This window comes from Pseudomonas peli, from assembly GCF_900099645.1.
GTDB lineage: Bacteria > Pseudomonadota > Gammaproteobacteria > Pseudomonadales > Pseudomonadaceae > Aquipseudomonas > Aquipseudomonas peli.
In genome coordinates this window covers 411,929-436,547 of the sequence record NZ_FMTL01000003.1, presented here as the reverse complement: position 1 = coordinate 436,547, position 24,619 = coordinate 411,929, and the positions used below count along the sequence as shown (strand labels likewise).

Below are 24,619 nucleotides of genomic sequence, written 5' to 3'. Positions count from 1 at the left end.
ATGTACGGCGAGCTTGCCGCGAGGACGCGACGCAGCTATCGGTGGGCGCAGTAGGCTCCGCAGGTATTCATCACTCGCCCCAGACGTCCGCCAAAACCCTTACCCAGTTCTCGCCCATGATCTTGCGCACCACACGCTCGGAATGGCCGCGCTTGAGCAGGGTCTCGGTGAGGTTGGGGAATTCGCCGACGGTGCGGATGCCCAGCGGGTTGATGATCTTGCCGAAGCTGGTCAGGCGGCGGGCGTAGCCCTTGTCGTGGGTCAGGTACTCGAAGAAGTCCTGGCCATGGCCCTGGGTGAAGTCGGTGCCGATGCCGATGGCGTCTTCACCAACGATGTTCATCACGTACTCGATGGCCTCGGCGTAGTCGTCGATGGTCGAGTCGATGCCTTTGGCCAGGAACGGCGCGAACATGGTCACGCCGACGAAGCCGCCGTGGTCGGCGATAAATTTCAGCTCGGCATCGGACTTGTTGCGCGGGTGCTCTTTCAGCCCCGACGGCAGGCAGTGGGAATAGGTGACCGGCTTTTTCGATTCGAGGATGACTTCCTCGGAAGTCTTCGAACCCACATGCGAGAGGTCGCACATGATGCCGACGCGGTTCATCTCGGCAACGATCTCGCGGCCGAAGCCGGACAGCCCGCCGTCACGCTCGTAACAGCCGGTGCCGACCAGGTTCTGGGTGTTGTAGCACATCTGCACAATGCCCACGCCGAGCTGCTTGAACACCTCGACGTAACCGATCTGATCTTCGAACGCATGGGCGTTCTGGAAGCCGAAAAGGATGCCGGTCTTGCCCTGCGCCTTGGCGGTACGAATGTCGGCGGTGGTGCGCACGGGCATCACCAGGTCGCTGTTTTCGCGGATCAGCTTCTGGCTGGCGGCGATGTTGTTCACCGTCGCCTGGAAGCCTTCCCACACCGACACGGTGCAGTTGGCGGCGGTGAGGCCGCCTTTGCGCATGTCTTCGAACAGTTCGCGGTTCCACTTGGCGATGATCAGCCCGTCAATAACGATGCTGTCGGCGTGTAATTCGGCTGGGCTCATCAGGCAGTCCCCTTTTAGCGGTGTCGCCAAACCCGTTGTTGGCGCTTTGGACTGAGCATATCCCCGGGGGCTTGGGCGACCCGGTGCAAAAACGACTGGGGTATTGCCGAAAGCGTCAAAGCCGGGTCGCCTATGGATAAGCCACCGAGTGAGCGGCCCCCGACTGCACTGCCGGGCGTGCGGAAAGGTCGCGAGGGGAAGAAAAACGAAACCGCAGAAAGCACAAAGGGGAGCCTAGGCTCCCCTCTAATTGGGTGTGTGCTTTATTTTTATTATTTAGCGACTGTTATTGTTGTTTTATCGCTGTTTGTTGCGTCATCGCTTTCGGTGATTCCAAGTGGAACCAAGGGCAAACGTATTTTTTTGGTTACTGATACAGCAATCGCCATTGCCAAAACCCCTGCAATGATCCAACCGGCACACCGAGCTACCTCAAGGTAGTTTTATTCTTTTCGGCCTGGTTGCGGGAAAACCCGAATCACATACCCTTTCCAAAAAAATCTGTTTGCGACTCGTGGGTACTCTTGTTTTTGTTGTGCCTTGAGTCGATACGATAGTTCTGCTGATGCTTGTTATTGTTTTTGTGCAGGAAACAAAGCATTCAGCGTGCCAACTTTAAAAATTACTTATAAATCAATGGTATATGAAAATAGCAGACAGCCAAACTGACACAAGCAGTCACCATTCTGGGGTGCTGCTACTCGTTTGTGTTCCCGTTGCTGGCTGAGCGGTAACACTTGTGCGCAGGTAATGGCGCACATTGGCGGGGCTAAAAAAATGCCCGCAGCAGACTGCGGGCAGCAAAGCGGCCATGAAGGCCTGAGTGTGGAGCCGTTCCGGCGGGCGACCAACCCGCCAGCTCCGTTACTCGGCGGCAACCCCTTTCAGGTAGGGCGCAGGCGCGGCGCCGAGGTTGTTGAGCAGACGCTCGCTGTACCAGTCGATAAAGTTGACCACACCAAACTCGTAGGTTTTCGAGTACGGGCCGGGCTGGTAAGCGGTGGAGTTGATGCCGCGCTGGTTTTCTTCGGCCAGACGGCGGTCCTGATCATTGGTGGCGTCCCACACCTGACGCAGGCGCGCCACGTCGTAGTCGACGCCTTCCACGGCATCCTTGTGCACCAGCCATTTGGTGGTGACCATGGTTTCCTGGGCACTGATCGGCCACACGGTGAAGACAATCATGTGATCGCCCATGCAGTGGTTCCACGAGTGCGGCAGGTGCAGGATGCGCATCGAGCCCAAGTCGGGATCGGTGATACGACCCATGAGTTTCTTGCAGCCCTGCTTGCCGTCCATGGTCATGGACACAGTGCCCTTGAGCAGCGGCATGCGCACGATGCGGTTGCGCAGACCAAAGCTGGCATGGGCGTAGGGAATATTGTCTTTGTCCCAGCGACCCGTGCACTCCGCCACCTGATCCTTGAACGCCTGGGTGGCGCGCGGGTCGGTAACGTCATCCCACTCCAGCAGGGTATTGAGCAGCTCGGGGTGCGAGCCGTTGCAGTGGTAGCACTCGCGGTTGTTCTCCAGCACCAGCTTCCAGTTGGCCTTTTCCATCAAGGTGGTTTGCACGGCCACCTTGGTGTTTTCCATGTCGTACGGCTCCATGTAATGAGCCAGCGTACTGAGGAACTCATCAATGGCCGGTGGGTTTTCCGCCAGGGAAATAAAGATGTAACCACCGGCCACTTTGCAGTTGACCGGTTTCAGGCTGTAGTCCTTGAGGTCGAAATCCGCGCCCATTTCGGTGCCAGCAAACAGCAGGCGACCGTCGAGTTCGTAGGTCCACTGGTGATAAGGGCACACCAGCTTGGCCACCTTGCCTTTGTCACTGGTGCACAGGCGCGAGCCACGGTGACGGCAGACGTTATGGAAGGCATGCACCACACCATCGGCCCCGCGAATCACCATGATCGGGTTATCGCCGATCTGCAGGGTGAGGTAGTTACCCTTGGCCGGGATCTCACTGGTCATGCCGGCAATCAGCCATTCCTTGTGGAAGATCTCCTGCATATCGATCTTGAACAGGCGCTCATCGTTGTAGAACGGCTGCGGCAGCGAAAAGGTGCGCTCGCGGCTTTGCAGCATCTCGGCGGTGGCCTTGCGTGCAGGCTCCAGCGGATCGCCCAGGCTCAGGGTGGAAGTGACGTCCATCGGTAACTCCTCAATGGCGACTCGCTCGGCGAGTTGCCGCAATAAAGTGGCTAGTCGGTATCACGCAAGGTGGCGTCATTGCCCCGTTCTACGCCCGCCGATGGCGACTGGATGAAAGAGGAATTCGCTCGTGACCTTTTTGCTTCGGCTGGCTGCGAGTGTGGCGCTGAGCGTGGGCCAAACCTTGTCTATGGACGACATGGTCACATCCGTTTCCGACGCGGCAAACCAAGGCCTGCGCGGCAGGTCGCGATAAGCATGTAAATGTCGCTGGCAGATAAATGAGCCCATCCGCCAGTGCGCACAATCCGCCCCATATAAGGCCGATGCCCGGCCGCGCGGAGAGACGTCCATGACGACGAACGACTTCCTCAACCCCATTACCACCCAGACCTGGAGCAATGGCCGCCACCTAGTACGCTGCGTCAAAGTCATCCAGGAAACCTGGGACGTGCGCACGTTCTGCTTTATGGCCGATCAGCCGGTGCTGTACTTCTTCAAACCAGGACAATTCGTCACCCTGGAACTGGAAATCGACGGCCAGCCGGTGATGCGCTCCTACACCATCTCCAGCTCGCCTTCCGTACCCTACAGCTTTTCCATCACCATCAAGCGAGTGCCTGGCGGCAAGGTCTCCAACTGGCTGCATGACAACCTGCAGGAAGGCCAGGAACTGCCGGTTCACGGCCCGGCCGGGCTGTTCAATGCCATCGACTTTCCCGCCGACAAGGTGCTCTACCTCAGCGGCGGCGTCGGCATCACGCCGGTGATGTCGATGGCGCGCTGGTTTTACGACACCAACGCCAATGTCGACATGGTGTTTGTGCACAGCGCGCGCTCACCGAAGGACATCATCTACCACCGCGAGCTGGAGCATATGGCCGCGCGGATCAACAACTTCAGCCTGCATGTGATTTGCGAGAAGCATGGGCTGGGTGAGGCTTGGGCCGGTTATCGCGGCTACCTCAACCAGAAGATGCTGGAGCTGATTGCCCCGGATTATCTGGATCGGGAAATCTTCTGCTGCGGCCCGACGCCGTACATGAATGCGGTCAAACGCCTGCTGGAAAGCAATGGCTTCGACATGCAGCACTACCACGAGGAGTCCTTTGGCGCGACGCCGGCGGATGTCCGCGAAGAAGCCAAGGAGCTCGCCGCCGAAGCCGCCGAAGCCCCCGCCGTGCCGGCTGCCGAACAGAATCAGGTGGCATTCACCAGCACCGGCAAGAGCATCCGCGTCGACCCAGGCGAAACCGTACACGCCGCCGCGGCCAAGCTTGGCCTGCATATCCCCAAAGCCTGCGGCATGGGCATTTGCGGCACCTGCAAGGTAATGAAAACCTCAGGCGAGGTGAGCATGGAGCACAACGGCGGGATCACCGACGAAGATGTCGCCGAGGGCTACATCCTGTCCTGCTGCAGCGTGCCGCAGGGTGATGTCGCGATCGAGTACTAAGCACCGCGTATCGCACCGTCGCGCACACAGCAAAACGCCGCACTCGCCTTCAAGGCCAGTGCGGCGTTTTGTTTTGTGGGAGGGCTGGGCGGCACTCCGCTTCAGCCGCGACAAGCGATTAACAGCTCGCCGCTAAAGCGCCTCCCACACAGCGTGTAGGAGCCAGATCCCTGCCAAGCAAAAGCATCGCAAGCAAGCTGGCTCCTACAGGTTATTCAGCGAGGCTTAGAGCCTAACACTGGCGAAGGTCGACTCCCCCTGCGCCCGCGTCAGCGCGGCCATAGCCGAGGATGGCGATGGGCGCATGAGGTCTTCCGGCATTGGCAGCAGCGCCACCACATTGCCGCCCTGCTGGCCCGCGCGTTCGTCGCGCGGCGGGATGCCAAAGTATTCGCGGTAGCACTTGGAGAAGTGCGGGGTAGAAACAAAGCCGCAGACCGAAGCCACTTCGATAATCGACATGCTGGTCTGCTTGAGCAGTTGGCGCGCACGTATCAGGCGCAGCTTGAGGTAGTAGCGCGACGGCGAGCAGTGCAGGTACTTCTGGAACAGGCGCTCCAGCTGGCGGCGCGACACATCGACATACAGCGCCAGCTGATCGAGGTCGATTGGCTCTTCCAGGTTGGCTTCCATCAGCGCGACGATTTCCTGCAGCTTCGGCTGGTTGGTGCCAAGCATGTGCTTGAGCGGCACGCGCTGGTGATCCTGCTCGTTGCGGATGCGCTCGTAGATAAACATTTCAGAAATTGCCGCTGCCAGTTCGCGGCCATGCTCGCGGCCGATCACGTGCAGCATCATGTCCATCGGCGCAGTGCCGCCGGAGCTGGTGTGGCGGTTGCGGTCAATCGAGAACAGGCGGGTGCTGACTGCTGCGCGGGGGAAGGCTTCCTGCATCGAGGCCAAACATTCCCAATGCACGCTGCAATCGAAACCATCGAGCAGCCCGGCCTTGGCCAGCGCCCAGCTACCGGTACATACCGCACCCAGTTGCGCGCCATGGCGGGCCTGGCTTTGCAGCCACTGCACGTGCTCGCGGGTGACGCTGTGCTGAATGTCCACACCGCCGCAAACGATCACCGCATCCAAACGCGGCGCCGTAGCCAAACTGGCATCCGGGGTGATCTGCAGGCCATCACTAGCGCAGACCGGCAGGCCGCTTTGGCTGAGGGTGTGCCAGCGGTACAACTCCTTACCGGACAGCTGGTTGGCCATCCGCAGCGGCTCGACGGCAGACGCCAGGGAAATCAAGGTGAAGTTGTCGAGCAGGAGAAAGCCGATGGACTGCGGAGCACGGCTCTGGGGTTGTGCCCCTTGAGTGAACTGTGACATCAGGTAAACCCTCACGCGAAGCAAAGCACGGTAGTGAGCCCCTCTATACGGTGGCTCTTTTTATGGTTCTGGGACTGCATAACGCCAGATCGACCACCAGCACAACGCAAAGGCCGTGCCTAAATTGATTGGGCGTTCAATTAAAAACAGATGGGTCGGCCCAACGCTAGTGACACTAGGCGTTGGCAGGAGCGACAGAAGCATTCTGATTACGACCGCAAACGCCCATTCGGCGGGCGCTTGAGCATTTCGGTAGCACTGCCAGGCGGGTGCTTTGTCACCCCGCTACGCAGGGTAAAAACGGCGCGGTAACGGACCAACGGTCAGGCCGTATTCAGCAGCGTTGCGCTGCCCTTTTCCGCTGCACCAAACAGCCACGCACCACAAATGTGCGCAATGCGCAGCACGCACCTGATTGAACGCACAGCGCCTGATTTACGATCTTGCGAGCTAGAGTCCTGCAAGGCAAAAACAGGCGAGGAAGCGGAGTGTGCTTTTGCACATGAGCATTCCGAGCCTGTTTTTAACGCAGCAGGGCCGACGCGCAGCTAATCGTAAACAGGTGCTCAACATTCAACAGCGCTAACTGCCAACCCGCCGCGCGAGGTTTCCTTGTACTTGTCATGCATATCGGCGCCGGTGTCGCGCATGGTGCGGATCACCCGGTCCAGTGAGATAAAGTGCTCGCCGTCGCCACGCAGGGCCATCTGCGCCGCGTTGATCGCCTTCACCGCAGCAATCGCATTGCGCTCTATGCACGGCACCTGCACCAGGCCACCGACCGGGTCACAGGTCAGGCCGAGGTTGTGTTCCAGGCCGATTTCGGCGGCGTTTTCCACCTGCCCAGGGGTAGCCCCGAGAATCTCTGCCAAGCCTGCCGCGGCCATGGCGCAGGCCGAACCGACCTCGCCCTGACAACCGACCTCAGCGCCGGAGATCGACGCGTTCTTCTTGCACAGGATGCCGATGGCGGCAGCAGCTAGCAGGTAATCCACCACATTGGCCTCGGTCACCGACGGGCTGAAGCGCACGTAATAATGCAGCACCGCCGGGATGATCCCCGCCGCACCATTGGTCGGTGCTGTGACCATGCGCCCGCCGGCGGCGTTTTCCTCATTCACCGCCAGGGCGAACAGGTTGACCCACTCCATACCGCTGAGGGTCGAGCCGATCACGTTGGGCTTGCTCATTTCCTGCAGGCTGCGGTGCAGCTTGGCGGCGCGGCGCTTCACATTCAGCCCACCAGGCAAGGTGCCCTCGTGCTGCAAGCCTTGCTCGACACAATCGCGCATGGCCTGCCACAGACGCATCAGCCCGCTGCGGATTTCGGCCTCACTGCGCCAGGCTTTCTCGTTGGCCATCATCAGCTCGGAAACCCGCAGGCCATGAGCCTTGCACAGGCTTAGCAGCTCCTCCGCGCTATTGAAGTCATACGGTAGCTGCGTGTGATCCTGATCCAGCTGACCGCTGGCGGCCTGCTCGGCGTCCACCACGAAACCGCCGCCCACCGAGTAATAGGTGTTTTCGTGCAGCAGGCTGCCATCTGCGGCAAACGCACTGAGGGTCATGGCGTTGGGGTGATACGGAAGGTTTTCGTCCAGCAACAGCATGTCGCGCGACCAGTCGAAGCCGATGCTGACCCGCCCACCGAGCGGCAACTGCCCACTGGCCAGCAGCTGCGCGATACGCGGTTCGATGCTGCTCGGGTCGACCTGATCCGGCCATTCGCCCATCAGCCCCATAATCACCGCACGGTCGCTGCCGTGGCCAACACCGGTGGCCGATAGCGAACCGTACAGACGCACCTGCAGCCGCGCCGTACGTTCCAGCAAACGCCGCTCGGCCAATGCGCCGCTAAACAGCGCCGCCGCACGCATCGGTCCGACGGTATGCGAACTGGACGGCCCAATGCCGATCTTGAACAGGTCAAACACGCTGATAGCCACACCACTCTCCTGCACGATTGCTACATGCAGGCATGATCAGGATTTCCCCACGCTACCGCCGCTCCACACCGACCCGCCCATATCTAAATCCGTCAGCGCCGCAAACGAACGCGACGTGTGCGACAGCGCGCAGTTTCAAGCGCCGCTGCAGCAATTCACGACAGCAGCGTTCTACTTGCGACTTCACGCATAGGCAGCGAAGGAAATCTGTCGGCATGATCGCCGCGCCCATGGACCGGCCAGCTGCATTCGCCTGCCACCCGTGGCCCGACTGCGCGCTTCTACGCGTGCCCTGTCACTGCAACCGGGAGAGGCTTGATGACACGCAACAAACGCTGGCTGCTGGCCGCCACCTTCTGCACCACCCCGCTGCTGGCCCAGGCCGCAGAGCCGGCGCAGTGCGGGCTGATTCGCTTCGCCGATGTCGGTTGGACCGACATCACCGTGACCACCGCCGTCACGCGGCAGGTATTCAGTGAATTGGGCTACCGCACCCAGGTCAAACGCTTGTCCGTGCCCGACACCTACAAAGCCATGCAGGACGGCAAGATCGACGTGTTCCTCGGCAACTGGATGCCGAGCATGGAAAACGACATCAAACCCTACGCCGCCAACGGCTCGGTAAAGACCCTCGGCGCCAACCTCATCGGTGCCAAATACACCCTGGCGGTTAACCAGACGGCGTATGACGGCGGCGTGAAAAACTTCGCCGATCTCGCGCGCTTCAGTAAAGAGCTGGGCGGCAAACTCTACGGAATCGAACCGGGCAACGATGGCAACAAGCTGATCCAGTCAATGATCGACAAGAACGCTTTCGGCCTGAGCGGGTTCAGCCTGGTGGAGTCCAGCGAGAACGGCATGCTGGCCCAGGTCAAACGCGCCGAGCACCTCAAACAGTGGGTGGTATTTCTCGGCTGGGCGCCGCACCCGATGAACAACCAGTTGCAGATGCATTACCTGGACGGCGGTGATGAGTTCTTCGGCCCCAACTACGGCGGCGCCACGGTGTACACCAACGTGCGCGCAGGCCTGGCCGAACAGTGTCCGAATGTCACCCAGCTGCTGAAAAATCTGCGCTTCAGCCTGGAGATGGAAAGCTACCTGATGGGCGCCATCCTCAACAAAAACACCAACCCGCGACGCGAGGCCAAAGCCTGGTTGAAGGCTAATCCGCAGACGCGGGCGAGCTGGCTGGAAGGCGTCACACGATTGAACGGTCAATCAATAAAAACCGCCGAAAACCTCGCCAGTGGAAATTAATTTGTCATTTTTTCCGAACAGCGCGCAGCCCCCAGCGCATAGTACCTGTGGCCATTTGAAACGCTGCAAACCACGGCCGCTGTGGCTTGCAGCCTTGGCAACGGAACAAACAAGTCTGTTATGGTTTTTAAAGCGTCTGTCGCCGCGCAACACGTCAGAGTCGCAAACCGACAATTGCGACAGGCCGAAGACTATATCGTTGAGTCAGCCGATTTCGTCGCTGTCGCCTTAGCAGGGTCGACAGACCGGGCGCCCACAGCCCCGGACCGAAGAATATATAAGTGCTGGCTCACCACGTGATGGGTGCCAGCCCAACAAGAAATTTCGGATGTACGCGCGCCTCGGGTCGAGGTGTGTAAAACCCAAGGATGGGACTTCGTAACACTGCCAGAGGGTTTGGAACGCGGTTTGCAGCACGGCACAGCAAGGTTGACTCAACAGTACGCCCCCATAGCGTCCATTGCCCACAAGGCAACCGGAGCGTTGCAGCGGTTGTGCCTGAGCACCCTGAATGTGTTGCGCGGCAAGGCACGGCCCCGACCCCGGAACCCAGTAAACCCACACAGGCAAGAACAGTCGGCATCACCGTACGTACGCCAGCTGGCGTAGGCGCGGTTCCGCAGCACTGATCTGGATGTCTACTGAAGGGGAATCATCCCATGCAGTCTGGAAAAATCGTCGTCGAAAACCTCTACAAGGTGTTCGGCGCAGAGCCACAAGAAGCCATTGACCTGCTCAAACAGGGCTGGAGCAAGGAACGAATTCTTGCGGAGAAAGGCGCGGTAATCGGCGTCAGCGACGTGTCTTTCAGCGTCGAGGAAGGTGAAATTTTCGTGCTGATGGGCCTCTCCGGCTCTGGCAAATCCACCCTGATTCGCCTGATCAACCGCCTGGTTGAACCCAGCGGCGGCAATGTCTACATCGACGGCCAGAACGTCGCCAAGATGCCCAAGGCGGAGCTTATCGATCTGCGCCGCCGCGACATGAGCATGGTCTTCCAGTCCTTCGCCCTGATGCCTTCGCGCAGCGTGCTGGACAACGCCGCCTTCGGCCTGGAAGTGGCCGGCAAGAGCAAGAAGGTGCGCGAAGAGCGCGCCATGCAAGTACTCAAGCAGGTTGGCCTGGACACCTTTGCGCACAAGATGCCGCATGAGCTGTCCGGCGGCATGCAACAGCGCGTCGGCCTGGCCCGCGCCCTGGCGGTTGACCCGTCAATGATCATCATGGACGAGGCGTTTTCCGCCCTCGACCCGCTCAAGCGCCGCGAGATGCAAGACGTGCTGCTGGAGCTGCAAAAGACCGACCGCCGCACCATCATCTTCGTCTCCCACGACATCGAAGAGGCCATGCGCATCGGCACCCGCATCGGCATCATGGAAGGCGGCAAACTGGTTCAGGTTGGCACCCCGCAGGAGCTGATCGACAACCCCGCCAACGATTACGTGCGCAACTTCTTCAATACCGTCGACACCAACCGCTACCTCACCGCCGGCCAGCTGATGGCCAACAGCGTGCCGATCTACGTGCACAACGGCAAAGCGCCGGATGCGCAGAAGGTCTGCCAGGAGCTGCAGGCACTGGACAAGCACTACGCCTTTGTCGTCGACGAGCAGAACAACTTCCAGGGCTCTATCAGCCTGGAAAAAATCGCCCTACTCGTCGAAGGCGGCGCGACATGCAGCCTTGACGCGAACGTACTCAAGCATATCAACCCCGTTTCCGAAGGCACCCCGCTGGATCAGGTGATTGAACGCCTGGTGGACAACGAAGGGCCTATCCCGGTGATTGACGCGCACGGCCACTACAGCGGCGCCATCAGTAAAGGTCGCCTGTTGACCCGCCTGCAGGGAGAGTCCCATGAGTGAGAAACAGCTCGACCTGGGCAGCTGGGTCAACGACGTGGTGCAGCACCTGCTGGACAACTACAGCGATGGCTTCGACAGCATCGGCGCCGTGGTCAATGGCTTCTCCGAAGGCATCGAATGGCTGCTGATGCTGCCACCGGCCTGGCTGCTGATTGCCATCTTTATCGGCCTCGGCCTGTGGCGCATCGGCTACAAGTTCGCCATCTTCACCGCCATCTCCTTCGTGCTGATCGTACTCACCGGTTTCTGGGAACAGACCGTGGTAACCCTCGGCCTGACCTTCTCGGCCACGCTGATCAGCCTACTACTCGGCATCCCGCTGGGCATCTGGGCCGCGCGCAGCGAGCGGGTAGCGACCATCATCCGACCGATTCTCGACTTTATGCAGACCATGCCGGCGTTCGTTTACCTGATTCCCGCCGCCATGCTGTTCGGCCTCGGTCGTGTGCCGGGGATCATCGCCACGGTGATCTTCGCCATGCCCCCGGCGGTACGCCTGACCAACCTGGGCATCCGCCAGGTGAATAAAGAGATCATCGAAGCCGGCCAATCCTTCGGCTGCACGCCGCGTCAGCTACTGTTCAAGGTCCAGCTGCCCAACGCCATGCCGTCGATCATGGCCGGGGTCAACCAGACCATCATGATGGCCCTGTCGATGGTGATCATTGCCTCGATGGTCGGCGCCGGCGGCCTGGGTAACGACGTACTGGCGAGTATTCAGCGCCTGGACATCGGCCTCGGTTTCGAAAGCGGCATGGCCGTGGTGCTGCTGGCGATCATTCTCGACCGCATCACCGAAAGCTTCGGCACCCCACAAACCGCCAAGCGCAGCAGTCTGTTCAGTTGGTTCAGCGGCAAGCTTCAACGCCAGTAATCTAAATTTAACCATCACAGGGAATCGCAGATGAAGACGATTAAACAGCTCGCAGGTGTCGGTCTGCTCTCCGTGGCCATGCTGCAAAGCGCCTGGGCGCAAGAGCCGGAGAGTTGCAAGATGGTGCGCTTCGCCGAAATCGGTTGGGCCGACATCGCCGCTACCACTGGCGTAGCCATGACCCTCAGCGAAGGCCTGGGCTACCAGACGCGCAAAATCATGGCCTCCGTACCCATCGCCTTTACCGGCGTGCAAAAAGGCCAGATCGACGTATTCCTCGGTTACTGGGCACCCTCGATGGACGCCGTGATCGAACCCTTCACCAAGGATGGCGGCGTCAAAGTACTGCCCAAAGCCAACCTTGAAGGTGCCAAGTACACCCTCGCCGTCCCGACCTACGCCGCTGAAGCCGGGCTGAAAAGCTTTGCCGACATCGCCAAGTTCAAGGACCAGCTGGGCGGCAAGATCTTCGGCATCGAGCCCGGCAATGACGGCAACCTGCTGATTGACGGCATGATCAAGAGCAACCAGTTCGGCCTCGGCGAATTCAAGATGGTCGAGTCCAGCGAAGCCGGCATGCTGGTTCAGCTGCAACGCGCAGTGAAAAAGAATGAACCCGCCGTGTTCCTCGGCTGGGCACCGCACCCGATGAACACCCAGTTCGACATCACCTACCTGGAAGGTGGCGATGACGTATTCGGCCCCGACTTCGGCGCCGCCAAGGTCTACACCGTCGTGCCGCCAGATTACGAAGCACGCTGCGCCAACGTCGGCAAACTACTGAACAACCTGCAGTTCACCGTGGAAATTGAAAGCCAGCTGATGGAAAAGGTCCTGGATAAACAGAACCCGACCGAAGTCGCCAAAGAGTGGATCAAAGCCAACCCGGCGATCCTCGATCAGTGGCTGGCCGGCGTTACCACCTACGACGGCCAGGACGGCGTTGCAGCGGTGAAAAAACACCTCGGCCTGTAAGCCACAACGCGCCGCCTCCTTTACCCGCGGGCGGCGCGGTTAGTTCAAGCACCTGAATCAGCACCACACCCGCGAGGCCACATGGCCATCGCCGGGTTTGCTGCACTCCGGATTTAACACGCAATACCGTACGACCCAGCTAGGCCCGCAAGAAGAACGCGCCAGTAACTCACTGAACTGCCACTCTCACTGACGGAGCACACCCTATGCGAAACCTGAAAAACCTCTGCCTGCAAAGCCTTGGCGTCGCCGCCCTGGCCCTCGGCATGAGCAGCGCCATGGCGGCGGACAAAGCCACCCTGAAAATCGGCTACGTAAACGGTTGGGACGACAGCGTCGCCGCCACTCATGTAGCCGGTGAAATCCTCCAGAGCAAACTCGGTTACACCGTCGAGCTGAAGCCTGTAGAACCCGCCATCATGTGGCAGGGCGTAGCCCGTGGTGACCTCGACGCCACCCTCTCCGCATGGCTGCCCGCCACCCACGGCGAATACTTTGCAAAACTCAAAGACAAGGTCGAAGTGCTCGGCACCAACTACGCCGGCGCGAAAATCGGCCTGATCGTGCCCGACTACGTCCAAGCCAAAACCATCGCCGACCTGCAAACCTACGCCAAAGATTTCGACGGCAAAATCACCGGCATCGACGCCGGCGCCGGCGTCATGCGCCGCGCCGAAGACGCGATCAAGGAATACGCCCTCACCGACATCAAACTGATGCCAAGCTCCGGCCCAGGCATGGCCACCGCCCTGACCCGCGCCGAAAAGGACAAGAAAGCCATTGTCGTCACTGGCTGGATCCCACACTGGATGTTCGCCAAATGGAACCTGCGCTTCCTCGAAGACCCGAAAAAAGTCTTCGGCGATGACGAACACGTCGACACCGTCGCCAACCCCAGCATCAACAGCAAAGCCCCAGAAGCCGCTGCCTTCCTGAAGAAATTCTCCTGGAGCGGTGAAGAAGTCGGCGCCGTCATGCTCGCTATCCGCGACGGCGCAAAACCGGAAGACGCTGCCAAAGACTGGATCAGCAAAAACCCAGAGCGCGTCGCCGAGTGGCTTAAATAAGCCAAGGCTGCACCTCTATATATAAAGCGGGCTACGGCCCGCTTTTTTGTGGGCGCGAAATGGTGGCGGAGAATTTTCTAGACAGTGAGATGGGGGGCTAGATAGGGTTGGGGCATGGTGGCTGAGTAATGGCCCGACGGTCGCTTGGGGACGGCATAATCCTGCTGGATTGCGACATATAACGCGGATATAGAAGGATTGCAGTAGGCAGAAGGGCGTTATACGACAGATAAGCGCGACACTGGTATGTCGCATAATTAATAGTTAGATTTTTCAGGAGAGTTCAACAGTGGCCTTTGAAGCACCAATAGTTAGCCTTGGAAAGTTCCTTTACGACGCCATAAAAGAAACAAAAAATGATGTTGATTCTGGAGATATGGTAGAGCTTAAAAAGGAAGAAGCCCGACAAGAAATATCCATGAGAATGGCCGAGCGGCAAGCAAAAGTTGCTCAAGAACTTGCTATCGCTGAACGCATCCGTGATGCAGAAGAAGTCGAAATAGAGGAATACTACGACAATTCAAAAGAAGGGAGTGGCGGCTTAAGTGCAAGCGAGTCCGGAGTATCCCTGGGAGTCAATGGAAAATCAGGGTTTGTCTCAAAACGAGTATTTCGCTTTAAAGGTATTGAAGAGAAAACCATTGAAATTGTGGAATCAAAAATCTAACACCTGGTTCAAACCGTTCGCTGCGCTCACTGGGACGGGCTAAAGCCCGCACCCTAACCAAACGTTAGATATTTATGCCAATAATCGAGTTGTTCACAAATGCGTCGACTTGGACAAATGAGAACCAGGGCGTTCTCACTGTCGCACTTTTTATCGTCACCGTTATTTTTGGCTGGTTTAGCGGTATTTTTTCAGCTCTGCGTCGGAAGCCAAAATTCAAAATAGAAACTATTCCCGGCCCAACGTTCAGCTGCACATATTTAACTGGAAACAAGCACAACGGATATGATGAACATCAAACGGCCATTGCTATATATTTATATATCTCAAATGTTGGCGCTGCACCATCAAGCATTCACAAAATCAGAATTGCTTACCACTGGAACCTAACGCCATGGAGTTTTATTTGGTTGAAAAACACCATTGGCTGGTTTTGGATTGAGCACCAAGCAGTAGCAATTACTGATTTTCAGGCAAGAATCGGAGATAGCATAAAAGTCTACCCATTCCTGACACAGAAAAATTATCTGTCACCCGCCAAGCCAGAAACCTTTCTCGAAGTAGGAAAGTCCAAAAATGGTGTTGTCTACTTTGAGCAACCCGAGAGCTGGGGCGGTTGCTTCCCCAAATCCGACAAGCAGCACGTAAAAGTCAAAATAGAAATCACCGATGTATTTGGTCGCCGTCATAAAGCCACAGTTAAAATCCCGGCAGTATCACTAGAAGAAGCCCGGAAATACAATCCAGAGTTTGGAGATACGCTTTTCAACATTCAAAGTACAGAACCATCCAGCAATGAAGTTTAAATATCTGACGGCTGGTTCAAACCGTTTGCTGCACTCACTGGGGCGGGTTAAAGCCCGCCCCTTAACAAAACGTCAGTCCCTATGAAAAACAGATCAGGTGGCTCAAGAAACTACCGAATCATCACCGCAGTGTTCGGACTATTCTTCGTCGTACTTGCGGTCGCAATTGTCGTCGTGTCTGACCATAGTGCCGGCCCCCTGCTTGCCGCTGCGGTCATTAGCGCCTTGGGCATTGATGCCATTGCCAGCGCATTTCGCAACAAGCCTTCGCTGCTTTCCCGTATCGGCCCATTACCGTGACGGCAATGGGTATGAGGCCCAAGAAGTTAAAGGGTCGGGGGATTTATTTTTGATCTACTCAAAGCCATCAAACCGCTAGATTGCTTCTCAAAACCGCTTTTTGTATCCCCCATTAACCAACCTGGCCTTAAACCATGAACCGCCGCAAGAAAATCAAACAGCTACTAGAAGCTCACGCCAAAAAGGCCAACGCCAAATTGGCACCCAAGAAAAAATCCACCTATATCAGCAAAGCCGACCGTTTAAAGCTGGCTGCCGAAGCCAACCCGGAAGCCACCATTACCCCTGAGAACTGAGTGCGCTTTCCTACCTCAGCCGTAACCGAGAGAACACACCATGATCACCTGCCATATCCGCTATGTGCTCGACCCGCGCAAACTCAAGGAATTCGAGCATTACGGCAAGCTGTGGATTGCCCTGGTGGCGAAGTTTGGCGGTACGCATCACGGTTACTTTCTGCCATCGGAAGGTGCCAACAATATCGGCCTGGCGATGTTCAGCTTTCCCAGCCTCGCGGAGTACGAACAGTATCGGCTGAAGTCCTTTGCCGACGCCGAGTGCCTGGCGGCCTTTAACTATGCGGAAGAGACCCAGTGCATCATCAGCTACGAGCGCACCTTCTTCCGCCCGGTATTCGATGCCTGACTGAACCTTAATTGCCGAGTTAAGCGCCATGTCCCAGCTCGCCCACTTCCAGTTGATGGCCCGCTATAACGCGTGGATGAATGACAAGCTCTACGTAGCCGCCGGCCAGCTGTCGCCGCAGGCGCTGAGTGAGGATCGCGGGGCGTTTTTCCCGTCCATCCTCGCCACCCTTAACCATATTGCGGTGGCCGATATCATCTGGCTCAAGCGCTTTGCCGAACACCCAGCCTGCTCTGAACTGCGTGAAGTGATCAGCGATCTGCAGCGGCCAGCGGCGCTGGATCAGCTGCTATTCGACACCTTCGCGCCGCTACATGCTTTGCGCAGCCGGCTGGATGGGCATATCAGCGACTTGGTGGCAGCGCTGACCGAGCCGGACCTGGAGCATGTGCTGGCCTACGGCAATATGAAGGGCGTGCCGGCGCAGCGGCCGTACGCCAGCCTGATGCTGCATTTCTTCAATCATCAGACTCACCATCGCGGCCAGGCCAGCGCCCTGCTCCATCAGGCTGGTCAGGATATCGGCGTGACCGATTTACTGGCGCTGATTGCCGACGTTGAGCCGCGCTAATGCGCTCAGCAATCCGCCAGAGCCACGACAGCCGATGAAGCCACTCGCCCTGCTGCTGGTTTATCTCCCGCGCGTCGCCTTTCGCCGCGCGGCGCAGGCGCAGCTGGGTGCGTGTTTGCCGGCGACCACGTCGACAGTGATATGGGCCAGAACCCTGGAGGTGCAGAGTGAACTGCAACGCACGCAGGTAAGCCATTCGCCTGGGGTAAATCTGCTGCTGCGTTATATGCAGTGGGATTACGCGCTGTACCGCGCCCTGCAGGAGCAGGGCATTAGCCCGCAGCAGGCCGGCGAGTGGATCGAGCAGATCAACTGGCAGATCTTCGCTCCGGCCAGCGCCATGGCGTTCAAGGTGTCGCGCCTGCGCAGCAGCCGCTTGCAGGCACGCATCAAATGGCTGCTCGACGCGCTATTCAGCCTGGTGTTTACCCGGCCTTTTCGCCGCAGCAATCTGCCCGCCGCCGCTGGCGTGGCCTTTGATGTGCAGGTGTGTCCGCTGGCCAGTTACCTGCGCGAGCAGGGTGCGCCGGAGCTGACCCACTTTGCCGCGTGCAGCCTGGATTACCGTATGGCAGCAGATTGGGGCGTGACTCTGCAGCGCACGCAAACCCTCGCTGGCGGCGCGACCTACTGCGATTTTCGCTTTAGCGTGCCACCGGTTCAGCTGATTGCTCGCGAAGGCGCGGGCGTCGATAAAACCGCCGCCGATCATCCTGGAATCTAGCGCCGTCGGCCCTCGCGCAGCGGCATGCCCCTGACCGACAGGTCATCTCTGGAACGTCATGTTTGATTGATCGTTCAACAATAACCGGCCTAGACTGCGCGCATTCCGGGGACGCCCCCATCGATGGAGAAGCAGATGCCCAAGGTCGGAATGCAACCGATCCGCCGCTCGCAATTGATCGCGGCCACCCTCGAAGCGGTTGATCAGGTCGGCATGAGCGATGCCAGCATCGCCTATATCGCGCGGATCGCCGGGGTCTCCAACGGCATCATCAGCCACTATTTCCGCGACAAGAACGGCCTGCTCGACGCCACCATGCGCCACCTGATGCAGGCGCTTAGCGATGCCGTGCGCGAACGCCGCGCCAGCCTGCCGCCGGACCAGCCGCGCGAACACCTGCGGGCAATGATTGAAGGCAACTTCGATGACAGCCAGGTCAACGGCCCGGCGATGAAAACCTGGCTGGCGTTCTGGGCCACCAGCATGCACCAGCCGGCGCTGCGGCGTTTGCAGCGGGTCAACGATCACCGCCTGTATTCCAACCTGTGTGGGCAATTCAGCCGGGTATTGCCGCAGGAGCAGGCGCGCAGCGCTGCCCGTGGTCTGGCGGCATTGATCGATGGTTTGTGGCTACGCGGGGCGCTGTCCGGCGAGGGCTTCGACACCCGCCAGGCGATTGAAATCGCCTACGAATACCTCGACCTGCAACTGCTCAAGGCGCAATAGCCGCCCCCTCTTTCAACAACCCGAATACCGCCGCCGACACGCCCGGCGTGTCGCGTTTGGCTGTGCCCTGTCGTTGTTATTGATTGATCGTTCAATTAAGATAATTTAGCCTTGCGTCTATATTGCCTACACCGACGACCTGCGCCAGGCGGCTCGCGTCGACCACCGCACACGAGGAACGCGCCATGCCCCGCTTCGACGAACAGCAGCTCTTTATTGGCGGCCGTTATGTAACGGCCAGCAGTGGCGAGACCTTCGACAGCATCAACCCCGCCACCGGCGAAGTACTGGCCCGCGTGCAGCGTGCCAGCAAAGCGGACGTGGAACTGGCCGTGGCCAGCGCCACCGAAGGCCAAAAGGTGTGGGCGGCGATGACCGCCATGCAGCGTTCGCGCATCCTGCGCAAGGCAGTCGACATCCTGCGCGAGCGCAACGATGAGCTGGCCGAGCTGGAAACCCTCGACACCGGCAAGCCGCTCTCCGAAACCCGCTATGTCGATATCGTCACTGGCGCCGACGTGCTGGAGTATTACGCCGGCTTGATCCCGGCCATCGAAGGCGAGCAGATCCCGCTGCGCGACACCAGTTTCGTCTACACCCGCCGCGAGCCACTGGGCGTGGTCGCCGGTATTGGCGCGTGGAACTACCCGATCCAGATCGCTCTGTGGAAATCCGCCCCAGCCCTGGCCGCTGGCAACGCGATGATCTTCAAACCCAGCGAAATCACCTCGCTGAGCGCATTGAAACTGGCGGAAATCTACAGCGCCGCCGGCCTGCCGGATGGCGTGTTTAACGTGCTGACCGGCAGCGGCCGTGAAGTTGGCCAGTGGCTGACCGAGCATCCGGGCATCGAGAAGATTTCCTTCACCGGCGGCACCGTGACCGGCAAGAAGGTCATGGCCAGCGCCTCCAGCTCGTCGCTCAAGGAAGTGACCATGGAGCTGGGCGGCAAGTCGCCACTGATCATCTTCGAGGACGCCGACCTCGACCGGGCCGCCGATATTGCGGTGATGGCCAACTTCTACAGCTCGGGCCAGGTCTGCACCAACGGCACCCGCGTATTTGTGCCGCGCATGCTGCAGGCACGCTTCGAGGCCAAGGTGCTGGAGCGGGTCAAACGCATCCGCCTCGGCGATCCGCTGAATGACGCCACCAACTTCGGCCCGCTGGTCAGCGCGGCGCATATGGACAGCGTGCTCGGCTATATCGAAAAAGGCCGCAGCGAAGGCGCGCGCCTGCTGATCGGTGGCAACCGCGTGACCGAGGGCGACTACGCCAAAGGCGCCTATGTCGCGCCGACGGTATTCACCGACTGCAACGACGGCATGACCATCGTCCGTGAGGAAATCTTCGGCCCGGTGATGAGCATCCTGGTGTACGACAGCGAAGAGGAAGTGATCCGCCGCGCCAACGCCACCGAGTACGGCCTGGCCGCCGGCGTGGTAACCCGCGACCTGAACCGCGCTCACCGAGTGATCCACAAGCTGGAAGCTGGCATCTGCTGGATCAACACCTGGGGCGAGTCGCCTGCGGAAATGCCGGTGGGCGGTTACAAGCAATCCGGCGTCGGCCGCGAGAACGGCCTGACCACCCTGGCGCACTACACGCGGATCAAATCGGTACAGGTTGAGCTGGGCGGTTACACCTCGGTGTTCTGACCCGCCCACGGATTGATCGCCGCCCCGTAGCCCGGATGCAATCCGGGAACAGTCACCGCGTTTTCCCCGGAGTGCATCCGGGCTACAGGAGCTTTTATGCCCCAGGAATTCGACTACATCATCATCGGCGCCGGCTCGGCCGGTAACGTGCTGGCCACCCGGCTGACTGAAGACGCCGACGTCAGCGTGCTGCTGCTGGAAGCCGGCGGCCCGGATTACCGCCTGGATTTCCGCACCCAGATGCCCGCCGCCCTGGCCTTCCCGCTGCAAGGTCGGCGCTACAACTGGGCCTACCTGACCGAACCCGAACCGCACATGAACAACCGCCGCATGGAGTGCGGGCGCGGCAAGGGCCTGGGCGGCTCGTCCCTGATCAACGGCATGTGCTACATCCGCGGCAACGCCAAGGATTACGACGGCTGGGCCGAGGAAAAGGGCCTGGAAGACTGGAGCTATCTGGATTGCCTGCCGTATTTCCGCAAGGCGGAAACCCGTGATATCGGCGCCAATGCCTACCATGGCGGCGATGGCCCTGTGTCGGTAACCACCCCTAAAAACGGCAATAACCCGCTGTTCCACGCCATGATCGAAGCCGGCGTGCAGGCCGGTTATCCGCGCACCGACGACCTCAACGGTTACCAGCAGGAAGGCTTCGGCCCGATGGACCGTACCGTCACGCCCAAGGGCCGCCGCTCCAGCACCGCACGCGGCTATCTCGACCAGGCCCGCGAACGGCCAAACCTGACCATCATTACTCACGCCCTCACTGACCGCATTCTGTTCAGCGGCAAACGAGCCAGCGGCGTGGCATATCTGCAGGGCGATAACGACACACCGATCACCGTCAACGCGCGCCGCGAAGTGCTGCTGTGTGGCGGCGCGATTGCCTCGCCGCAGGTGCTGCAACGCTCCGGCGTAGGCCCGGCGGCGCTGCTGCGCGAGCTGGACATCCCCTTGGTGCACGACCTGCCTGGCGTCGGCCAGAACCTGCAGGATCACCTGGAGGTGTACCTGCAATACGCCTGCAAGCAACCGGTGTCGCTGTACCCGGCGCTGCAATGGTGGAATCAGCCGATGATCGGTGCCAATTGGCTGTTCCTCGGCAAAGGCATCGGCGCCAGCAACCAGTTCGAGGCCGGCGGCTTTATCCGCTCAAGTAGCGAGTTCGAGTGGCCGAATATCCAGTACCACTTCCTGCCGGTGGCGATTAACTACAACGGCAGCAACGCGGTTAAAGAACACGGTTTCCAGGCACACATGGGCTCCATGCGCTCGCCAAGCCGTGGACGCATTCAGGTCAAATCCAAAGACCCGCGCCAGCACCCGAGCATCCTCTTCAACTACATGGCGCACGAGCAGGACTGGCGCGAGTTCCGCGACGGCATCCGCATCACCCGCGAAATCATGGCGCAATCCGCCCTGGACCCGTATCGCGGACGTGAGATCAGCCCCGGCGCCGAGCTGCAAACCGACGCCGAACTGGACGCCTTTATCCGCGAACATGCAGAAACGGCCTACCATCCGTCGTGTTCCTGCAAGATGGGTGAAGACGATATGGCGGTGGTCGACGGCCAGGGCCGCGTACATGGCGTGCAGGGCCTGCGCGTGGTGGATGCGTCGATCATGCCGCTGATCGTCACCGGCAATCTGAATGCACCAACCATCATGATGGCCGAGAAGATCGCCGACAAAATCCGTGGCCGCGCCCCGCTGCCACGCAGCAGCGCGCCGTATTTCGTCGCCGGCAACGCGGCGGTGCGCGGCACGGCGCAGCGCTCTGCCTAACGCTGCGCGCCACACCCAGACGCCGCAGTGGTTTCGCCTCTGCGGCGTTTGTCTATATATGCCCAGCGCGGCGTGATCTGCAGCCCATCGCGGCGGCCTTTAGCCCGGCGAAACCACGCGCTGCTTGAAGCTGCGGGCGAAGGGCGTCGATAATGCGCAGTTTTCAACCAGCGCCTTTGTGCGCCGCCGCCCCCCACGGCCGACCGAGCAGACCATGAAAGACAGCATTCGCCACCTGATCCAGCAAGCCCTGACCCGCCTCACCGCCGACGGCGTGCTGCCGGAAGGCCTGAGCCCGGCCATTCAGGTGGAGAACACCAAAGACAAGACCCACGGCGACTTTGCCAGCAATATCGCCATGATGCTGGCCAAGCCCGCCGGCATGAAGCCGCGTGACCTGGCCGAGAAGCTGATCGCCGCGCTGCCGAGCGATGCTGCGATCAGCAAGGTCGAGATCGCCGGCCCGGGCTTCCTCAATTTCTATCAGAACACCCAAGCCCTGGCCGCGCGCCTGGACGCCCTGCTGGCCGACGCCAAGCTTGGCGTACGCAAGGCTGGCCCAGCGCAGCGCGTGGTGGTCGACCTGTCGGCGCCCAACCTGGCCAAAGAGATGCACGTCGGCCATCTGCGCTCGACCATCATCGGTGACGGCGTGGCGCGGGTGCTGGAGTTCCTCGGCGACGACGTGATCCGCCAGAACCACGTGGGCGACTGGGGCACCCAGTTCGGCATGCTGCTGGCCTTTATGCAGGAAAACCCGGAGGCCGCCGAAAGCGAGCTGGCGGATCTGGAAGGTTTCTACCGCGCGGCGAAGAAGCGCTTCGACGAATCCCCTGAGTTCGCCGAGCGTGCCCGCGAGCTGGTGGTGCAGCTGCAAGCCGGTGACGCCGAATGTCTGCGCCTGTGGCACCGCTTCAACGATATTTCCCTGAGCCACTGCCAGGCGCTGTATGACCGCCTTGGCGTGAAGCTGAGCATGGCCGACGTGAAAGGCGAGAGTGCCTACAACGACGACCTGGCCAACGTGGTCGCCGACCTCAAGGCCAAGGGCCTGCTCAGCGAAAGCGACGGCGCGCAGTGCGTGTTTATGGACGAGTTCAAGAACGCCGAAGGCAACCCGCTGCCGCTGATCGTGCAGAAGGCCGGTGGTGGTTACCTGTACGCCACCACCGACCTGGCCGCTACCCGCTACCGCGCCAATGCGTTGAAAGCCGACCGCGCGCTGTACTTCGTCGACCAGCGCCAGGCCCTGCACTTCCAGATGGTCTTCACCGCCGCGCGCCTGGCCGGCTTCGTCCCTGCCAACATGCAGTTGGAGCACATGGGCTTCGGCACCATGAACGGCGCCGATGGCCGCCCGTTCAAAACCCGCGACGGCGGCACCGTGAAGCTGGTCGACCTGCTCGATGAGGCCGAAGAGCGCGCCTACGCCCTGGTCAAAGGCAAGAACCCCGAACTGGACGAAGCCGAGCTGCGGCAGATCGCCCGCGCCGTGGGCATCGGTGCAGTGAAATACGCCGACCTGTCCAAGCACCGCACCAGCGACTACCGCTTCAACTTCGAGCTGATGCTGAGTTTTGAGGGCAACACCGCGCCTTACCTGCTGTACGCCTACACCCGTGTGGCCAGCGTGTTCCGCAAGCTGGGCAAGGGTTTCGAGCAGATCGAAGGCAGCCTCGACCTGCAGGCCGCCCATGAAATCGAACTGGCCGGCAAGCTCGCGCAGTTCGCGGAAGTGCTCGCCAGCGTCGCCGACAAGGGCGAACCGCACCTGCTCTGCGCCTATCTGTACGACCTGGCCGGGCTGTTCTCGAGCTTCTACGAGAACTGCCCGATCCTCTCCACCGAGGACATCGCAGCGCGCAACAGCCGCCTACGCTTGGCCGCACTGACCGCGCGCACGCTCAAGCAGGGCCTGGAACTGCTCGGCCTGGAAACCCTGGAGCGCATGTAAGTGGCCGCCAAGAAAAAGCCCGCCGCCAAACGCGGCGCCAGCCGTTACCAAGCGCCGGCGAAAAAACCGGTGCCGGGTTGGTTCTGGCTGGTCTGCGGCCTGGTGATCGGCGGCTTTATGGTGTTTCTGTTCAGCCTCGAACCGGGTCGCGATGAGATCAAGCGCAACAAGGTCGAACAGGCGCGCGTCACTCAGGCCAATAAAGCGGCGGCGGCCAAGCCTGCCAGCAACGAGCCGGCCAAGCCCAAGTACGACTTCTATACCCTGCTACCGGAATCGGAAGTGATCCTGCCGCCGCAAAGCATCGAGCCCGTCGCACCGCCCGCGCAGAAGCCGGTCACCCCGGAAGAAGCCGCGAAGATCGACGCCGCCCGCGCCGAAGCCGCACTTAACGGCCAGGTGCCACCGCCGCCGCCGGTGGTCGCCAAAGGTCCGGTCAGCTCGCAGTTCTTCCTTCAGGCTGGCTCGTTCCGCCGCAAGGACGACGCCGACAGCCTGCGCGCGCAGATCATCCTGCTCGGGCAAAGCGTGCAGGTGGAATCCGGCACCGTGCGCGAGGAAACCTGGCACCGCGTGCTGGTCGGCCCCTTCGCCACCCGCGAACAGCTCGGCCAGGCGCAGAAAACTCTGTCCGCCAGCGGCTTCAGCAATCTGTTGTTACAGCAGCGCCAGGCGCAATAAACCGCGTAATTTCAGGCCCTGCGGCGCGCTCTGACGACTATTTGTCGGACAGCATGCGCTACAGGGCTTGAAGCGGGCTGCCGCTGCCCCCACTTCATTCGGCATTGGGCACTTTCGCCCCGCTG

General features: G+C 60.1%; 22 protein-coding genes. 18 read left to right on the top strand and 4 right to left on the bottom strand.

Annotated features, from left to right (window positions below; all coding sequences use genetic code 11):
- Window positions 1–70 precede the first annotated feature (70 nt).
- Together BLO50_RS16660 and gbcA are read right to left on the bottom strand one after the other, a co-directional pair.
- Entirely contained in the window at window positions 71–1,048 is a 978-nt protein-coding gene (locus BLO50_RS16660; protein ID WP_090254964.1) for a dipeptidase, read from the bottom strand.
- An 864-nt stretch (window positions 1,049–1,912) separates the two neighbouring features.
- Window positions 1,913–3,205, bottom strand: a complete 1,293-nt coding sequence (gene gbcA / locus BLO50_RS16655; protein ID WP_090254962.1) for a glycine-betaine demethylase subunit GbcA — start codon at window positions 3,203–3,205, stop codon at window positions 1,913–1,915.
- A gap of 352 nt (window positions 3,206–3,557) precedes the next feature.
- Here gbcA and gbcB point away from each other — a divergent pair, with 352 nt between their 5' ends.
- On the top strand, window positions 3,558–4,661 hold the full coding sequence (gene gbcB, locus BLO50_RS16650) for a glycine-betaine demethylase subunit GbcB (protein ID WP_090254960.1): 1,104 nt from the start codon (window positions 3,558–3,560) through the stop codon (window positions 4,659–4,661).
- A 225-nt stretch (window positions 4,662–4,886) separates the two neighbouring features.
- Here the strand turns inward: gbcB and gbdR are convergent, their stop codons facing one another.
- Both gbdR and BLO50_RS16640 read right to left on the bottom strand, forming a co-directional pair.
- Window positions 4,887–5,990: a choline metabolism transcriptional regulator GbdR gene (gene gbdR / locus BLO50_RS16645; protein ID WP_090254958.1), complete on the bottom strand. Its 1,104-nt coding sequence runs from the start codon at window positions 5,988–5,990 to the stop codon at window positions 4,887–4,889.
- Window positions 5,991–6,556: 566 nt separating this feature from the next.
- A complete protein-coding gene (locus BLO50_RS16640; protein WP_090254956.1) occupies window positions 6,557–7,936 on the bottom strand; it encodes an L-serine ammonia-lyase in 1,380 nt (459 codons plus the stop codon).
- Between the two features lie 318 nt (window positions 7,937–8,254).
- Here BLO50_RS16640 and choX point away from each other — a divergent pair, with 318 nt between their 5' ends.
- From choX to BLO50_RS16560, 17 genes are all read left to right on the top strand, one after another.
- Entirely contained in the window at window positions 8,255–9,196 is a 942-nt protein-coding gene (gene choX, locus BLO50_RS16635; protein ID WP_090254954.1) for a choline ABC transporter substrate-binding protein, read from the top strand.
- Between the two features lie 659 nt (window positions 9,197–9,855).
- Window positions 9,856–11,061 (top strand): quaternary amine ABC transporter ATP-binding protein, encoded by a 1,206-nt coding sequence (locus BLO50_RS16630; RefSeq protein WP_090254952.1) that lies wholly within the window; start codon window positions 9,856–9,858, stop codon window positions 11,059–11,061.
- Window positions 11,054–11,935: an ABC transporter permease gene (locus BLO50_RS16625; RefSeq protein ID WP_090254950.1), complete on the top strand. Its 882-nt coding sequence runs from the start codon at window positions 11,054–11,056 to the stop codon at window positions 11,933–11,935. Before BLO50_RS16630 ends, BLO50_RS16625 begins: the two co-directional genes overlap by 8 nt.
- 30 nt (window positions 11,936–11,965) lie before the next feature.
- Window positions 11,966–12,910, top strand: coding sequence for a choline ABC transporter substrate-binding protein (locus tag BLO50_RS16620; protein ID WP_090254948.1), 945 nt, complete (start codon window positions 11,966–11,968; stop codon window positions 12,908–12,910).
- A 206-nt stretch (window positions 12,911–13,116) separates the two neighbouring features.
- Window positions 13,117–13,977 (top strand): glycine betaine ABC transporter substrate-binding protein, encoded by an 861-nt coding sequence (locus BLO50_RS16615; RefSeq protein WP_090254945.1) that lies wholly within the window; start codon window positions 13,117–13,119, stop codon window positions 13,975–13,977.
- Between the two features lie 289 nt (window positions 13,978–14,266).
- Window positions 14,267–14,644, top strand: a complete 378-nt coding sequence (locus BLO50_RS16610; protein ID WP_090254944.1) for a hypothetical protein — start codon at window positions 14,267–14,269, stop codon at window positions 14,642–14,644.
- A gap of 74 nt (window positions 14,645–14,718) precedes the next feature.
- Complete coding sequence (locus BLO50_RS16605; protein ID WP_090254942.1) at window positions 14,719–15,450, top strand: hypothetical protein; 732 nt, start codon at window positions 14,719–14,721, stop codon at window positions 15,448–15,450.
- A gap of 81 nt (window positions 15,451–15,531) precedes the next feature.
- On the top strand, window positions 15,532–15,750 hold the full coding sequence (locus BLO50_RS21700; protein ID WP_143003835.1) for a hypothetical protein: 219 nt from the start codon (window positions 15,532–15,534) through the stop codon (window positions 15,748–15,750).
- A gap of 134 nt (window positions 15,751–15,884) precedes the next feature.
- Window positions 15,885–16,046, top strand: coding sequence for a DUF2986 domain-containing protein (locus tag BLO50_RS16600; protein WP_090254940.1), 162 nt, complete (start codon window positions 15,885–15,887; stop codon window positions 16,044–16,046).
- A gap of 40 nt (window positions 16,047–16,086) precedes the next feature.
- On the top strand, window positions 16,087–16,395 hold the full coding sequence (locus tag BLO50_RS16595; protein WP_090254938.1) for an NIPSNAP family protein: 309 nt from the start codon (window positions 16,087–16,089) through the stop codon (window positions 16,393–16,395).
- A 28-nt stretch (window positions 16,396–16,423) separates the two neighbouring features.
- Complete coding sequence (locus BLO50_RS16590; RefSeq protein WP_090254936.1) at window positions 16,424–16,966, top strand: DinB family protein; 543 nt, start codon at window positions 16,424–16,426, stop codon at window positions 16,964–16,966.
- Between the two features lie 34 nt (window positions 16,967–17,000).
- On the top strand, window positions 17,001–17,690 hold the full coding sequence (locus BLO50_RS16585; protein WP_090254934.1) for an L-2-amino-thiazoline-4-carboxylic acid hydrolase: 690 nt from the start codon (window positions 17,001–17,003) through the stop codon (window positions 17,688–17,690).
- Window positions 17,691–17,825: 135 nt separating this feature from the next.
- Entirely contained in the window at window positions 17,826–18,416 is a 591-nt protein-coding gene (betI, locus tag BLO50_RS16580; protein ID WP_090254931.1) for a transcriptional regulator BetI, read from the top strand.
- Between the two features lie 185 nt (window positions 18,417–18,601).
- Window positions 18,602–20,074 (top strand): betaine-aldehyde dehydrogenase, encoded by a 1,473-nt coding sequence (betB, locus tag BLO50_RS16575; RefSeq protein WP_090254929.1) that lies wholly within the window; start codon window positions 18,602–18,604, stop codon window positions 20,072–20,074.
- A 96-nt stretch (window positions 20,075–20,170) separates the two neighbouring features.
- On the top strand, window positions 20,171–21,859 hold the full coding sequence (gene betA, locus BLO50_RS16570) for a choline dehydrogenase (RefSeq protein ID WP_090254927.1): 1,689 nt from the start codon (window positions 20,171–20,173) through the stop codon (window positions 21,857–21,859).
- 214 nt (window positions 21,860–22,073) lie between these two features.
- The gene (gene argS, locus BLO50_RS16565) at window positions 22,074–23,813 is read left to right on the top strand and encodes an arginine--tRNA ligase (RefSeq protein ID WP_090255178.1); all 1,740 of its coding nucleotides are present in this window, start codon (window positions 22,074–22,076) and stop codon (window positions 23,811–23,813) included.
- Entirely contained in the window at window positions 23,814–24,494 is a 681-nt protein-coding gene (locus BLO50_RS16560) for an SPOR domain-containing protein (RefSeq protein WP_090254923.1), read from the top strand. It begins immediately after the preceding gene.
- Window positions 24,495–24,619: the final 125 nt, after the last annotated feature.

Bases quoted from the DNA above. Each gene is read 5' to 3' on its own strand.
- BLO50_RS16660 (WP_090254964.1), bottom strand. From the start codon at position 1,048: ATGAGCCCAGCCGAATTACACGCCGACAGCATCGTTATTGACGGGCTG.
- gbcA (WP_090254962.1), bottom strand. From the start codon at position 3,205: ATGGACGTCACTTCCACCCTGAGCCTGGGCGATCCGCTGGAGCCTGCA.
- gbcB (WP_090254960.1), top strand. From the start codon at position 3,558: ATGACGACGAACGACTTCCTCAACCCCATTACCACCCAGACCTGGAGC.
- gbdR (WP_090254958.1), bottom strand. From the start codon at position 5,990: ATGTCACAGTTCACTCAAGGGGCACAACCCCAGAGCCGTGCTCCGCAG.
- choX (WP_090254954.1), top strand. From the start codon at position 8,255: ATGACACGCAACAAACGCTGGCTGCTGGCCGCCACCTTCTGCACCACC.
- BLO50_RS16630 (WP_090254952.1), top strand. From the start codon at position 9,856: ATGCAGTCTGGAAAAATCGTCGTCGAAAACCTCTACAAGGTGTTCGGC.
- BLO50_RS16625 (WP_090254950.1), top strand. From the start codon at position 11,054: ATGAGTGAGAAACAGCTCGACCTGGGCAGCTGGGTCAACGACGTGGTG.
- BLO50_RS16620 (WP_090254948.1), top strand. From the start codon at position 11,966: ATGAAGACGATTAAACAGCTCGCAGGTGTCGGTCTGCTCTCCGTGGCC.
- BLO50_RS16615 (WP_090254945.1), top strand. From the start codon at position 13,117: ATGCGAAACCTGAAAAACCTCTGCCTGCAAAGCCTTGGCGTCGCCGCC.
- BLO50_RS16605 (WP_090254942.1), top strand. From the start codon at position 14,719: ATGCCAATAATCGAGTTGTTCACAAATGCGTCGACTTGGACAAATGAG.
- BLO50_RS21700 (WP_143003835.1), top strand. From the start codon at position 15,532: ATGAAAAACAGATCAGGTGGCTCAAGAAACTACCGAATCATCACCGCA.
- BLO50_RS16600 (WP_090254940.1), top strand. From the start codon at position 15,885: ATGAACCGCCGCAAGAAAATCAAACAGCTACTAGAAGCTCACGCCAAA.
- BLO50_RS16595 (WP_090254938.1), top strand. From the start codon at position 16,087: ATGATCACCTGCCATATCCGCTATGTGCTCGACCCGCGCAAACTCAAG.
- BLO50_RS16590 (WP_090254936.1), top strand. From the start codon at position 16,424: ATGTCCCAGCTCGCCCACTTCCAGTTGATGGCCCGCTATAACGCGTGG.
- BLO50_RS16585 (WP_090254934.1), top strand. From the start codon at position 17,001: ATGAAGCCACTCGCCCTGCTGCTGGTTTATCTCCCGCGCGTCGCCTTT.
- betI (WP_090254931.1), top strand. From the start codon at position 17,826: ATGCCCAAGGTCGGAATGCAACCGATCCGCCGCTCGCAATTGATCGCG.
- betB (WP_090254929.1), top strand. From the start codon at position 18,602: ATGCCCCGCTTCGACGAACAGCAGCTCTTTATTGGCGGCCGTTATGTA.
- betA (WP_090254927.1), top strand. From the start codon at position 20,171: ATGCCCCAGGAATTCGACTACATCATCATCGGCGCCGGCTCGGCCGGT.
- argS (WP_090255178.1), top strand. From the start codon at position 22,074: ATGAAAGACAGCATTCGCCACCTGATCCAGCAAGCCCTGACCCGCCTC.